Source organism: Synechococcus sp. MEDNS5 (genome assembly GCF_014279875.1).
Lineage (GTDB): Bacteria > Cyanobacteriota > Cyanobacteriia > PCC-6307 > Cyanobiaceae > Synechococcus_C.
Window position 1 is genome coordinate 307,921 of the sequence record NZ_CP047952.1, and the last position, 13,260, is coordinate 321,180.

Consider the following 13,260-nt stretch of genomic DNA (forward strand, 5'->3'; position numbering starts at 1 on the left):
GCCGCGAAGCGCAACCCAACGATCCCTTCACACTGGGGTTGATGTTGCACGCTCGCTGTGCGTGATCGTCTGCTCTGGCTGTTCAGTCTTCTCTTTGTTCTCTGGTTGGTCTGGGTGGAGACCGGCTTTCAGTACTACGAACGGGCGCTCGGTTTGGAGTTGCTTGTACGGCCAGCGGGTCTGGCCCTGATTGCCGGGAGCTTTCTGGTGCCCTACGGGCTCGTGCAGGTTCCCGTGGGGCGACTGATCGATCGGGGGCGGGTTGAGCTCTGGCTGCTTCTTGCCGCGATGGTCGCTGCCAGCTGCAGCGTGGTGTTTGCCCGCAGTGAAACCCTGACTGGATTGTTGCTGTCCCGCATCGGCACCGGGATGGCCTGTGCGGTTGCATTCCCGGCTTCGGCGGTCTTGGCGCGACGCACTTTGCCCGCCAACCGCTTTGCCTTGGCGATGGGATTCACCGATGCTCTGGTTGGTTTGGGGGCTGCGCTCGCTGCGGTGGTTCCCCTGCTTCTGGGCCGCTCAGCCTGGCGTGGTTTGGTGCTGCTGCAGAGCCTTGCGTTGCTGCTGTTGGTGGCATTGCCGGTGTTGCTGTTGAGTGTGTCGAGGCGTTCGCGGGCCAGGGTGGATCGGCTGCCGATCGTCGCTCCTCCGGTGGACGTGCCGCGCTGGAGCCGGGGGGGAGTGCTGCGACTGATTCAGTGCTGCATGCTGTACGCCTGGGGACTGGGGTTTGTGTTCGGAATGGCCCAGTACGGCCTTCTTTCCACCCTGAAGGGATGGTCCAGCCCTTTGATGGAAGGACTCACCCTCACCATGTCCATCGGTTTGATGGTAGGCATGGTCGGCAGTGGGGCTCTCGGTGGCAGGCCCCAGCGACGCGGCCGTGTGCTGCTGCTGGGAACCCTCATCACTCTGTTGTCACTGCTTCTCCTGCTTGCACCTTGGATTCCCCAACCTCTGCTGCAACTGCCGGCGCTCACATTCGGCATCGGCATTGGTTCAGCGGTCTTGGCCTTTCCGATCGCGGAGGCCTCGGCCCCTCCTGGTCAGACGGCGATGACCGTTTCAATCGTCAATACCTGCGGAACCTTGATGGGTGGAGTGATGACGGTGGTGTCAGGGTTAATCCTGCAGGCTTCGCCCCGCGGTGATGTGTCGCTGGTGCTGGTGATTTATGGCGCGCTAGCCCTGTTTGGGGTGGTGATGGCGGGCTGGATCAGCTGGAACTCGGAGCTTGTTGACGCTGCTGCCATTCCTTCCATGCCAGACGCGGTGCCGTCCAAAGAGTGATCAGCACCAGAGGGGTGACCGGAACGGCTGAAATCACAATGAAGGCCTGCAGGGCATTGATGGAAGTGCTGTCACCCAGACTGGTTCCGATGCGCAGCAGCACCAAGGTGAGGCTTCCAATCATCAAGGCCCAGAACAAGCGCAGAAGTGCTGGTGGCTTTCGCTGGGCGCTGACCACCATGGCGGCGGCGTAGCTCATCGAGTCGGCGCTGGTGGCCATGAACAGCACCACCAGGATCAGGCCCACAGGGATCAACAGCCAGGGGAGTGGAAGCTGGCCAAGGATTGCGAGCAAAGCGCCTGCTTCTCCGCTGGCAGCAAGAGGTCCACTGATGGCCCCTGGGTTGCTCAGCTCCAGTTGCATGCCTGTGCCTCCCAGCAGCGTGAACCAGACATTGGTCACGATCGGGCAGAGAATCGCCACCGCCAGCACCAGTTCGCGCAGGGTTCGGCCCCGGCTGACCCCAGCAGTGAACAGCCCCATCAAAGGGGCGTAGCCCAGAAACCAACCCCAGTAGAACACCGTCCAGGCATTCACCCAGTTGTCGGGCCCACGGTTGGGAGCCAGGGCCATCGGCACCAGGTTGCGCACGTAGAGCGTGAAGGAACTGGCGAAGTGTTGAATCAGCCAAAGACCCGGCCCCAGCAGAAGCAAGGCCGCGGCGAGGCCGAGCGTGAGCCACACGTTCACTTCCGAAAGCCACTTGATGCCCCGTTGAATCCCGCTCACCGTGGAGGTGGCGAACACGGCGGTGAGCAGCACCACTACCAGCGACTGCAGGCCTGCGCTGTCGCTAAGGCCCGGCAGCATGCCCGCGGCGTTGCTGAGCTGCAGGGACAGGAAGCCGAGAGGCCCCACCGTGCCGGCAATGGCTGCCACCACAGAGAGTCCGTCGGCGAGGTCTCCAAGAGGACCTTCCACCCACCGTTGGGGGAGCAGTCCCACCAGCAGGGTGCGAGGCCGCAGTGGTTCGCCCCGTTGTTCCTGGATCGAGAGCGTGATCGTGACCGTGGTGGCCACAAGTGCCCAGGCCAGGAACCCCCAGTGCAGGAAGCTCACGGCCAACGAGGGATCGACAGCTGCTGCTGTGGAACCTTTGACGTCGCTGAAGTAAGGCGCTGGCGTGCGGAAGTGGAATAGCGGTTCGGCCGCTGACCAGAACACTCCACCACCGGCCAACAGCGTGCAGATCAGCACGGCGCACCAGTCAAAGAATTTCAGACTTGGCTGGGCGTCGACTCCTCCCAGGCGCAGCCGTCCTACTGGACTGATCGCCATCACCACGGCAATCACGAACAGCAACAGCACCATCCACTGCCACAAGCCGCCAAGGGATCCACTGACGATTGCTTTGCCGGAGCTGGTGAATTGCTGGGCCAGTGTGAGGTCAACGGCCGCCAGCACCAGAAAGGCCAGCAGAGGGCCCGCACCGATCCAAAGGGGCGGGCGACGCCACCATGGCCCTGTTGAAACGGGACCATCGTTGAAATTGGTTTGATCGCTCACGAAAACGCTGTAACGAAGAACTAGCGGGTCGCGCTTCAGGCGCGCACGGCCTCGCGCTGGTGACTCCAACAGGAGAGATCCACGGCCGGTGACTCTCCGCAGGCCAGTTGGGCGAGGGAATCGCCGACAAGTGGAGCGAACTTGAAAGCCTGGCCGGAGCCCCCGGCAAACAGGCTGAGTTTTGGCGTGAGGCGGTCGAGAACGAAGTTCACATCACTCGTCATGGAGTACGGACTCATCACGGTTTCCACCCGTTCCTGCACACCATCAAGTTCGTTGAACAGAAAGCTGTCGAGAAGTTCGACCAGTCGAGCTGGGGGTTCACTGCACATGGCATTGGGTTCAGCGACCCGCAGCTCCTTTGGAGCCCAGTCGATGCCGGCCTTGATGCGCGGCCGTCCATCCGCTGTGCGGCTGAGAACAGGGAATCCGTAGTACAGGCCACCATCGTCGCCGCGTTCCCGTTGGAAGCAGAACCATTGCGGATAGCGATCCGCCAGGGAGGGATCAACGGTGTAGTGCGCCCACAACATCGGCCAGATCTCGAGCTTCGGTGAAAGACCAAGCGGGGCCAGCAACAGATCACTCCAAATACCACACGCGACCACCACCTGATCGGCGGCGATGTGATGACCGTCGGCCAGAGTCACGCCCCCGCCGTTGGCGTCAACCCCTTTTACCGGAGTTTCCTCCAGGAGCTGATGACCCGCCTGTTCCGCTGTGCGCCGCCAGTGGGCGATCACCTTGTCGCTGCGCACCGCCCCGGCGGTGGGCTCGAACAGACCGGTGAAGTCGGGTTTGGGTTTAAGCGGAAACCGTTCGGATATTTGTTTTGCGTTCAGAGCCTCATAGGGAATGTTCTGTTCATCCATCACCCGTCGGGCGCCAGGGATGGACCCCTCGATGGTTTCTTCATCCCAGCTTTCGCCGTAAAACAGCAATCCGTGGGTTTCCCGCAGATGCTGTCCAGCGTGCTGCTCCTCCTCCCGCCAGAGCCGATTGGCTTCCTGGGCCAGGCGGCAGAGCACCGGGTCGGAATACATCTCCCGGAACATGCGGGTTTCGCCGAAGCTGCTGGCCCGTGCATGGGCCAGGGTCTTCGCTTCCAGCAGCACCACATCACGCACTCCCCGCCGAGCAAGAGCTGCTGCACAGCTCAGACCGGCCATGCCGCCACCGACGATCACGACCTCGGCTTGGACAGGCATTGGTGGTTGGCTCATGCCGCGTCTCCGAAACTCAGACCGATCGGATCATTTTCCGGTTCTGCGGCCACTTCCACAAGGGCAGCCCCCACCGATAAGCCCTGATCACGCTGATTGAGATAGTTGGTTGCGCGTTGGCGCACTTCCTGGCGAACGAAGGCATAGACGTCGTTGGCGCCCGCACCGTCCCAGGCATCGGGTGAAAAGCGTTCAATCGAATCAGCGATCACCGCACCGGCATTCACCAGCGGATCTGGGAGTACCCGGATACCGCGCCGGCGCAGGTCGTCCGCGAGCTGGGGCTGCTGGAAGGGGGCGTTCGCCGCTGGCACCACTGCAGCCACCTTCAGGGCGGATGCCATCTCTGCGTTGATCAACCCGGAAATGGAACAGGGGATCAGGAGATCCACCTTGAGCTCCCACCAAGGGCAGTCGCTTGGCAGGGGGGTGGCTCCGGGAAAACTTGCACGCGATCTGTCGAGATCGGCGGTGAACACGGTCCAGCCGTGTTGAACCAGCACGCGAGCCACCGTGCCTCCCACGGCGCCGCAGCCATGCACAAGAGCGCGGCCAGGGGTGGCCTCACTGAGCTCAGCTTCCAGCACGGCTTCAACCGCGCCCAAGGTGCCGTGGGCCGTGGCGGCACTGGCGTCCACCGGACTTCCCACAGCAGCCAGCACATAGGGGGTGAGCGCCATCAGGCGCTCCATGTCTTCCAGGCTGGTGTTGAGGTCACAGCCTGTGATCATGGCGCCATCGAGAGATTCGAGCAGGCTGGCGGTGACGTGGATCAGCTCGTCCTTGACCGCCGCCGGTTCAGCGGCGCGAGCCACGATCTTGCCGCCGGCGAAGCCTGTTCCGTAGAGGTCATGCTTGTGCGTCATCAGTCCAGCCAAACGTTCTCCGTCGGCGATGCACGCTTCGTCGCTTGGATAGTTGAGCAGGCGCAGTCCACCATTGGCGGGGCGCGCGGAGTCTGTGTTCTCAGCGACGACAAACACCGACAGATGATCCGAAACGTGCTCAGCGAGCACCGACACGGTCGGCTTGGTAGGGGTGGTTGTCATCAGGCAACTTTCTCCATCATTTGGTGGTGTTCGACGTAATCAAGGCTCCACTCGCTCGGGTTATCGGCGATGCGTTGCTGGAGGCGCTCATAGACCAGGTCAGCGGCCTTGTCGCCCGCGGCACTGGCGAAGCTGTGTCGACTCCAGCTGCGGATCGTGGCCATCAGGCCCGCCGCGAAGGTGGCCGTGTCGCCATCCTCGTTCCAGCGCCTGCGGTATGGGCACTTCACGTACACCGTGCGTTCATCCACCAGACGCAGACCGTTGCGGTAAGGCGCTGATGATTCATCCTTCAACGGCGCCATGAATTCGTCAGGGGATTTGTAGAAGTTCAGCACCGTGCCGTTGCGGTACTGCTCCTCACTGATCACACCTTCATCGGCCAATCCACGCCAGATCTGATGTAACTGGTCGTGCACATTGCGAGTCTCCCCGCCGTTGTGTCCGAGATAGCGGCCTTCGTTGTCACGTGACAGGTTCACGGTCAGCAGGCGACCACCCGCGATCAGCTCGCGGCTGCGCAGTTCCAGCACGTAGGTCCAGTCTTTGAGAGCCTGGGCTGTGAAGCGTTGTAGAGCATCGGCGTCGCCCGAGGCCAGCACGTGCGTATGGGTGTCGAGCGGGCCGGGTGACTGGCTCAGCCAGTGCATGGCTGTTGCTGAAAAGCCGAAGCTGATGGTGTTGGGGCCGACGGAGGGCTCGTAAAAACTCCGGGCACTCACCAGAACTGTGGGCTTGGGTTCCCTGGGAATCTGCAGAGCCAGATTTTCGGCCAGGGCCACATTGTCGTTGCTTGGCAGGTCGTTGCCGATCAACGTGAGATGAGCTTGCGGCTGATTGGCATGCAGGCGATCGAGGATCTGGTTCCAAAGCCCTACGGCGGTGCCTCCATCGGCTGCTCCGTAATCGATCAGCACGTGGCTGTCAGATACAGGAAGTTGATCCACACAAGTCAGGGCCCAGTCCGAGGCGGCTTCGATGCAGAGGAGAGCGCCTTCGGTCTGCGCGCTGTAACCCGTGGTCATGGCAATGGCCATGGACCTCGTCAGCGACAGCGTTCACGGTACAGGAGTCATCTGTCAGGACTTCGTGACATAGGTCACCACGGTGGCCTCAGGCCTCAAGCAGCAGTTGCCGGAGCTGGGGTTCCAGCAGGGCGAAGGCCCGGCCCCGGTGACCCTGCGCTTTCTTCTCTGGTGGAGCCATCTCGGCAAAGGTGCGTGCGGTGCCATCCACCTCGAAGATCGGGTCATATCCAAAGCCGCCTTCGCCTCTGGGGATCCGCGTGATCTGTCCTTCGCAGCGTCCCTCCACTTCCAGCAACACGCGACCACCAGGAGCGGCCAGGCACAAGGCAGCGCAGAAATGCGCACTTCGGTCGTCGCGATCCTTCAGGGCCTTGAGCAGTCGGCCGATGCGCTCCGGGTCGGTAGGGGCATAGCGGGCGGAATGCACCCCAGGGGCTCCGTCAAGAGCGTCAACGCTCAGGCCTGAGTCGTCTGCAAGGGCCCAGGAGTTGGTGGCGTTGGCGACGGCCACGGCTTTCAAGCGGGCGTTGGCAGCGAATGTCTGACCCGTTTCCTCCACCTCCAGTCCCTCCGGCTGGGCTGTGATCTGCAGGGGAAGGCTGTTCAGCAGGTGTTCGAATTCACGAATCTTGCCGCGATTGCCACTGGCGATCACCAGTGTTCGCAGTGAAGGGCTCATGCTGCCTCCGCGAAGCTGCGGGCCCAGGCGAGCACCTCAGCCACCCGCCCAGCATCCGGAGCCTCGCAGTAGAGGCGCAACAGCGGCTCGGTTCCTGAGAAACGGAGCATCAGCCAATGGCTTGGGCCCAGTCGCAGCTTCACCCCATCGGTGGTGATCACCTCTTGAACGGCGACACCAGCCACCGTTTGCGGTGGCTGGTCCTCTAGCAGTGCCTCGAGGCGGCGGCGCGAGTCCATGTCGGGCAGGCGCAGGTCGAGGCGGTCGTAATGGCAGGCCCCTCCGCAGCGATTCCGCAAGGCTTCGAGCCGCTTTCCCAGAGGCTTGCCGCCTTCCACAAGAGCCTCGAGAACCAGCATCGCTGCGAACAGGGCGTCCCGTTCCGGAAGGTGCATGCCGAAGCCGACGCCGCCGGATTCCTCGCCGCCGATCAAGACATCTCCGCTCAGCATCTCCGCAGCGATGTACTTGAAGCCCACGGGCAGTTCGAGCACGGTTCGACCGAGATCCTCGGCAACCAGACGCATCAGATCAGAGCCACTCACGGTCTTCACGACAGTGCCCGGCAGCTTTCTTGACCCTGCCAGATGGTCGATCAGCAGTGGCATTAACTGCTGGGTACTGCAGAAACAACCGGTTTCATCAACCGCCGCGATCCTGTCGCCATCGCCATCGAACACCAGGCCGACGGCTGGCTCACCTGCCTGCGTGGAGGCCTGCACGGCGGCGATCAGCTGTTCCAGGTGGGGGGCCAGAGGTTCCGGCGGGCACCCTCCGAAGAGTGGATCGCGGACACTGCGGATTTCGGAGACGATCCCTTTCGCCTCTTCACCAAGGAGGTTCTGCACACAGCCGGCGGCGGAGCCGTGCATCGGATCCACGATCACCTTCAGGCCCATGGATTTCAGGCCCTGAGTGATGGCGCTCAGATTGAGCTTGTTGCGAAGGCCCTGGAGATGCTCGTCCCGAGCATCAAAACGGGGCAGGTCGCCAGCCACAGGAACGCTGATTCCACCTGCAGCCAGCCGCTGTTCCACCGCAGCCGTGAATTCACCCTCCACGGAGCCGCCGAAGGGCCCTTTGATCTTCAGGCCCAACCATTCCGGTGGGTTGTGACTGGCGGTGATCACGAGGGCGCCGAGGGCCTGGCGCTGCACCACAGCCCAGCTGCAGGCGGGAGTGGGTACTGCAGTGTTCGTGAGCAAGGGATCCAACCCGGCCCCGCGTACGGCCGCGGCGATCGCCTCGGCCAGCTCAGGAGCGAGAAAGCGCCGGTCGTAACCGATCACAACCGTGCGGCTTTTAAGGCCCTCAGGTGCCTGATAAGCCAGTTCCCGGGCAGCTGCCGCTGCTACTGGAAGGAGCCGCTCCACGGTGATGTCCACCCCGAGAATTCCGCGCCACCCATCGGTTCCGAAACGGATTGGTGCTGCCGTCAGGGGAAGAGGAGCCGACGCCATAAGAAGCCTGCAATGCACTGGATCTAGCAGCCGGCCGCCGTAACGTCGGCCCATGGGTGACACCCGCTCTGCTGACAAGCCGCTCACAGATCGTCTGCTGCGCAGCTGGACCCGCTGTCGCCGGCGTGCCTGGTTGGATCGCCATGGAGACGACCAGTTAAGGCTTTATACGGCCCACCGGACGCTTCAGCTCGATGATCAGCAGCGCAGTTTTGTGGCTCTCATGGCCAAGAAACCTGGCCATGGACTGCAGGCCTGTGAACAGGGAGAGGGTGGTGTGGTGGGATTGCGGCTGCGCTCCACCACCCGGGATGGTCTCGCTGTTGAGGCTCACCCTGCGCTCCTTCAGCGACGAGAGGGGGCCAGCCGTTGGGGACGTTTTGTCTACCGACCTGTTCTGGCAAGGCAGGGGCGACGGCTGACGCGTGAACACAGGCTGCAGCTGGCCCTAGCCGGGCGTCTTCTCGAACGCCTGCAGCAGGCGCCTGTCGCCGACGGCCTTGCCCTGGCTGGCTCCGGCCGGCGCCTCGAGCGGGAAACCGTGCCGCTCGGCGGCGGACTTCAGCATCAGCTGGATGAGTCTCTCTCCAAGCTTGCGGCAGATCTGAGTCGCCCCATTCCGCCGGCTCTGGCGGCGGACCGCCGCAAATGCACATTGTGTTCATGGCGTGGTGTGTGCAATGCCGATGCCGCCCGTGAAGGCCACCTCAGTGAAGTGAGCGGCATCGGTGCCAAACGCAGGGAGATGCTGATGGAGATCGGCATTGATGGCCTGGCGGCTCTGGCCGACGCCGATCCAGAGCGGCTGGCGCTGCAGCTCGAGCGATTCGGTGAGCAGCATGGTGCTGTGGCGGCGCCTCTGGTGGCGCAGGCACGGGCCCAACGCGATGGATGTGCGGAGCCACTGGTTGCACCACCAGCCCTTCCAGAACTGGCTGAAGCGCCTGGGGTGCTGTTGTACGACATCGAATCCGATCCCGATGCCCGCGACGATTTCCTGCATGGATTCGTGCGCTTACCAAGAGCATTGGATGGTCGCTGGGATCTCTCGCTGGCCACTTATCACCCTTTGCTGGCGCTGCAGGAGCACGGGGAGGGTGCTTGTTGGACGCGCCTCCAACGGATGCTGAGGCATTACCCCGATTGGCCCGTGCTCCACTACGGAGAAACCGAATCCCTGGCGCTGCGTCGCATGGCCCAGCGTCAGGGGATGGGGGATGCGGATCAGATGGTGTTGCGACGTCGGCTGGTGGATGTTCACGAGCGATTGCGACGTCATTGGCGTCTGCCGCTGAACAGCTACGGGCTCAAGACCGTGGCGGACTGGCTCGGCTTCCGCTGGGGACAGGCTGGAGTGGATGGTGCCCGAGCACTGCTTTGGTGGCGGCAGTGGCGGGGAACCGGGCAGGGGGACCGGGGCCACGTGCAGGCTCTGCGCTGGATTTTTGCCTACAACCGGGATGACGGCCTGGCGACCTGGGCGGTGGCCGCCTGGTTGTTGGCACAAGACGAAACGGAGCGGAAGGGTTAACGCCCGCTTGGTGGATCTTGAAAGGCGCCGGGACGCTGCAGCGTCAAGGTCAATGGATGGGGCCGGGACTCCGTGGTTTCGCTCTGCAGTTCCTCGGCCTCGAGTGCTTGTCGTCGGATCAGGGCCAGACCACACTGAGGTTCATTCCCGTTTGGATGAGCAACGCTGGTGATGCGTCCGGCTCGTTCACCGTTCAGGGTCAGCCCATCCCCTGGCTTGAGCTCTGCGGCCTCTTGATCTGCGCATTGCCAGCAGCGCAACTGCTGTTTCACCGCACCACGAGATCCCAGTTTGGCCAGGGTTTCTTGGCCCAGATAGCACCCTTTCTCGAGGTTCACCCACGCCGCCAGGCCCAGCTCAAAAGGGTTGGTGTCGCCATTGATCTCTTCGGCACCGAGGGGCCAGCCCTGCCGAAGCCGCCAGCGCTCCAGTTCGGCCGCGGTGCACGCTTGCGTTCGATCCCACGGCGGAGGAGGGTTGGCGTCGTGATCCAGCCAAAGCACGCTCTCCGGACCTGGTGCTTGGCCGCTGCTCAGGTGCTGCAGGCGCCTTTGCTGTCGCGGCGCACCGAGCTTGACGCGGTCAGCCGGGAAGATCACACGATCCAGGCCTTTGGCCAGATGGTCCGGGTTGCCGTTGAGCACCAGCACATCGGCGCCTTGATCGTCGAGGCGGAGCTCCAGCAGCGCCTGCACCCGGCCCGTGGCATTGAGCCAGCACGCCTGAAGCAACTGCCCTGAGGATGCGCCTTCCACCCTGGCGCTTGTCTGGCCGTGCAGGAATCCCGCGCAGCCCGAGCCTTCGAGGCGGATGACGTCAAAGTGCTCGTCCCAGAGAAGGGCTTGTGGTTTCGATCCATCCATCGTCAAGCCGTCAGCTCCTTGGCGCGGGTTGCCACCTGGTCCAGTTTGAACAGGCTGACCAGCTCGAGATCGGCCGCGGCCATCGCGGCGCTGCCCCCTTCCTCACGATCCACAATCGTCACAACCCGTCCCACGCTGTACCCCGCCTCACGAAGCTGCTGCACGGCTTTGATCGATGAGCCACCGGTGGTGACGACATCTTCCAGCACCGTGACGCGGGCGCCTGGCTCGGGCAGAGGTCCCTCGAGCCAGGCTCCAGTGCCATGGCCCTTTGCCTGTTTGCGCACGATCAGGGCATCGAGTGCACGGCCTTGCTGCGCGGCCGCCATCGCCACACCGCTCACCAGGGGATCAGCACCGAGGGTGAGTCCCCCCACCGCCACGGCCTCCTCGTCCACTAGCGCGAGCATCGCCGGACTCAGCAGGGCAAGGCCGCTGCCACTGAGGGCGACGGGCTTGCAGTTCACGTAATGGTCGCTGCTGCGGCCGGAAGCCAGGGTGAAGTGTCCAAACCGATAGGCCTCCCGCGCCAGGCGGTCGAGAAGAACATCGCGATCCATGGATGGGTCGGAACGATCGGTCATGGGGGGCTGGTGCACGGCGAATCCTCTGCCTAGTTTGCGCGCAGAGTTGCTCCCTTCCCGTGGCCAGGCATTGCCTCAGCCCGTTGCTTCTGTTCATTCCTCTGGTGCTGTGTCCCAAAGGGCTGGCCAGGCCGATGGTTTGCACCACCACACTGGAAGCACCTTCGGGGATCTCGGCTTCGGCTCAAGGCGTCGCCCAGCCTGTGGAGGTGACCCGTTGTGGGCCTGTGGAGACCACCGAAGCCCTGATCGAGCGTCGTTTTTACACTTGGACGTCGTCCTATGCCCGAGGGGTCGACCTTCTGCACCAGGTCACTGATCTGTTTGGAATCGCGCTGGCTGGGTCCGATGGACAGCGATTGATGGGTCTGGGATTCCCCGACCAGACCATCATCTGGGACGGATCTGCTCTGCAGAACACCACCCGGATGCTGCTCGAAGAGCAGAGCGCACCGATTCCCTGGCGTACGGTTGATTTGTCCAATGGATTCGGCAGCAGCCTGGCTGAGGAAATGCAGGAGCCCAAGTCCGTGGTGAAGCCGTCACCAGACCCCTTTCCTGCTGTTCGTGCGCTGTGGTAAGACCTCGGTTGCGGGGGTCTAGCAATCTGGTGAATGCAGCGAACTCATAATTCGCCTAAGGCGAGTTCGATCCTCGCGACCCCCATCCCCTTCTCCGAATGCGCCCCTTTCTGCTGATCGCGCTGCTGGTTCTACCGGCTCTGTTTTCAGCGGCCGAGGTGGCACTGCTGAGGCTCCGGCCCAGTCAGGTCCAGGAGTTCAGCGAGCAAGGTCGGCCCGGTGCTCAGGCTTTGCAGAGGCTGCTGCGGCGCTTGCCGACAGCGCTGCTCATGACGCAGTTCGGGACGTCGTTGTCGCTTGTGGCGCTCGGCTGGACGGGGCGGGGCTTCGGTCAGCGCTGGTGGCCCCTGGATATGCCTTCCGGCCGTTGGTGGGACCTGGCCTGGTTCCTTGTGCTGGTGGTGATGGCCACCCTGATCGCTGGGGTGTTGCCTCGGGCCTGGGTGCTCAGTCGCCCCGAACGCGCTGCGCTGCAGCTGGGGCCAGTGCTGGAGGGCGCGATCCGCGCATTGCAGCCCCTTCTCACGCTCCTCAATGGTCTGGCCACGCTTCTTCTGCGACTCGCCGGCCTCAGTCAACGCTGGGGCGCCACCGTTTCGGTGCTGTCGGCCAATGAGCTGGAAACCTTGATCGAAAGCGGCGGCGTGACAGGACTCAAGCCCGATGAGCGCAACATCCTTGAGGGTGTGTTCGCTCTGCGCGATACCCAGGTGCGGGAAGTGATGGTGCCTCGCTCCGGGATGGTCACCCTGCCGGTTGAGGTGCGCTTCGCTGGGCTGATGGAGGCGGTGCATCGCACCCGTCATGCTCGTTTCCCTGTGATTGGTCAATCGCTTGATGACGTTCGTGGTGTTCTTGATCTCAGGCGCCTAGCCGAACCCATCGCTCGAGGAGAACTGAAGGAAGACTCTTCGTTAGAGCCCTACCTGATGCCTGCTGAGACCGTTCTGGAAACCAGCAACCTTGCTGATCTCTTGGCGATCATCCGTTCAGGTCATCCCCTGCTTCTGGTCGTGGATGAACATGGCGGCACCGAGGGACTGGTCACCGCTGCTGATCTCAACGGCGAAATCGTCGGCGATGAGCCTGCCGAGGAGAGCGATGAACCGGATCTTCAGCCGGTGGAAGACCAGCCGGGGACCTGGCTTGTTGCAGGCGATCTGGAGATCTTCGAGCTGAACCGCCAGCTCTCGCTGGATCTGCCAGAGGCCAGCGACCACCACACCCTTGCCGGCTTCCTGCTGGAAAAACTTCAGCACATCCCCTCCCCCGGCGAAGCTCTACGCCATGACGGGGTTCAGTTCGAGATCTTCGCCATGGCGGGACCTCGAATTGTGCGGGTGCGTCTGGTGCTGCTGGATCAGGAGGTCTCCACCGAGGAATCTCCCAATCCAGAAGAGCCGTAATTCCGTTTCGCTAACCGCCGCGTCGATCACCGATAATCAGCGCGTTCGCGCAGGCTCGC

Annotated in this window: 12 protein-coding genes and 1 tRNA gene; 5 read left to right on the forward strand and 8 right to left on the reverse strand. The window is 63.0% G+C overall.

Features of this window, described 5'->3' with window-relative positions; translation table 11 throughout:
* Positions 1–57 precede the first annotated feature (57 nt).
* A complete protein-coding gene (locus tag SynMEDNS5_RS01285) occupies positions 58–1,290 on the forward strand; it encodes an MFS transporter (protein WP_186583958.1) in 1,233 nt (410 codons plus the stop codon).
* Here SynMEDNS5_RS01285 and SynMEDNS5_RS01290 read toward each other — a convergent pair.
* The 6 genes from SynMEDNS5_RS01290 to SynMEDNS5_RS01315 form a co-directional block, all read right to left on the reverse strand.
* Entirely contained in the window at positions 1,217–2,797 is a 1,581-nt protein-coding gene (locus SynMEDNS5_RS01290; RefSeq protein ID WP_186583959.1) for a BCCT family transporter, read from the reverse strand. The two genes, SynMEDNS5_RS01285 and SynMEDNS5_RS01290, sit on opposite strands and share 74 nt — an antisense overlap.
* A 35-nt stretch (positions 2,798–2,832) precedes the next feature.
* Complete coding sequence (locus SynMEDNS5_RS01295) at positions 2,833–4,005, reverse strand: FAD-dependent oxidoreductase (RefSeq protein ID WP_370593556.1); 1,173 nt, start codon at positions 4,003–4,005, stop codon at positions 2,833–2,835.
* An 11-nt stretch (positions 4,006–4,016) separates the two neighbouring features.
* Positions 4,017–5,069, reverse strand: a complete 1,053-nt coding sequence (locus SynMEDNS5_RS01300; protein WP_186583961.1) for a Glu/Leu/Phe/Val dehydrogenase dimerization domain-containing protein — start codon at positions 5,067–5,069, stop codon at positions 4,017–4,019.
* Positions 5,069–6,106 carry an SAM-dependent methyltransferase gene (locus SynMEDNS5_RS01305; protein ID WP_186583962.1) on the reverse strand — a complete coding sequence of 346 codons (1,038 nt, stop codon included), beginning with the start codon at positions 6,104–6,106 and terminating at the stop codon, positions 5,069–5,071. Before SynMEDNS5_RS01305 ends, SynMEDNS5_RS01300 begins: the two co-directional genes overlap by 1 nt.
* A 76-nt stretch (positions 6,107–6,182) precedes the next feature.
* A complete protein-coding gene (gene rdgB / locus SynMEDNS5_RS01310) occupies positions 6,183–6,776 on the reverse strand; it encodes an RdgB/HAM1 family non-canonical purine NTP pyrophosphatase (RefSeq protein WP_186583963.1) in 594 nt (197 codons plus the stop codon).
* Positions 6,773–8,236, reverse strand: coding sequence for a phosphoglucomutase/phosphomannomutase family protein (locus SynMEDNS5_RS01315; RefSeq protein ID WP_186583964.1), 1,464 nt, complete (start codon positions 8,234–8,236; stop codon positions 6,773–6,775). The genes rdgB and SynMEDNS5_RS01315 overlap by 4 nt, the downstream gene beginning before the upstream one ends.
* Positions 8,237–8,288: 52 nt before the next feature.
* Between SynMEDNS5_RS01315 and SynMEDNS5_RS01320 the strand changes: the two genes are divergently transcribed.
* Entirely contained in the window at positions 8,289–9,767 is a 1,479-nt protein-coding gene (locus tag SynMEDNS5_RS01320) for a TM0106 family RecB-like putative nuclease (protein ID WP_186583965.1), read from the forward strand.
* Here SynMEDNS5_RS01320 and SynMEDNS5_RS01325 read toward each other — a convergent pair.
* Together SynMEDNS5_RS01325 and pyrE are read right to left on the reverse strand one after the other, a co-directional pair.
* Positions 9,764–10,636: a folate-binding protein YgfZ gene (locus tag SynMEDNS5_RS01325; RefSeq protein WP_186583966.1), complete on the reverse strand. Its 873-nt coding sequence runs from the start codon at positions 10,634–10,636 to the stop codon at positions 9,764–9,766. The genes SynMEDNS5_RS01320 and SynMEDNS5_RS01325 overlap by 4 nt on opposite strands.
* A complete protein-coding gene (pyrE, locus tag SynMEDNS5_RS01330; protein ID WP_186583967.1) occupies positions 10,633–11,214 on the reverse strand; it encodes an orotate phosphoribosyltransferase in 582 nt (193 codons plus the stop codon). Before pyrE ends, SynMEDNS5_RS01325 begins: the two co-directional genes overlap by 4 nt.
* A 59-nt stretch (positions 11,215–11,273) precedes the next feature.
* Between pyrE and SynMEDNS5_RS01335 the strand changes: the two genes are divergently transcribed.
* The 3 genes from SynMEDNS5_RS01335 (at position 11,274) to SynMEDNS5_RS01345 (ending at position 13,201) form a co-directional block, all read left to right on the forward strand.
* Positions 11,274–11,795 carry a hypothetical protein gene (locus SynMEDNS5_RS01335; RefSeq protein ID WP_370593557.1) on the forward strand — a complete coding sequence of 174 codons (522 nt, stop codon included), beginning with the start codon at positions 11,274–11,276 and terminating at the stop codon, positions 11,793–11,795.
* Between the two features lie 12 nt (positions 11,796–11,807).
* Positions 11,808–11,880, forward strand: a tRNA-Ile gene (locus SynMEDNS5_RS01340).
* 13 nt (positions 11,881–11,893) lie between these two features.
* Positions 11,894–13,201 (forward strand): hemolysin family protein, encoded by a 1,308-nt coding sequence (locus SynMEDNS5_RS01345; protein WP_186583968.1) that lies wholly within the window; start codon positions 11,894–11,896, stop codon positions 13,199–13,201.
* Positions 13,202–13,260 lie beyond the last annotated feature (59 nt).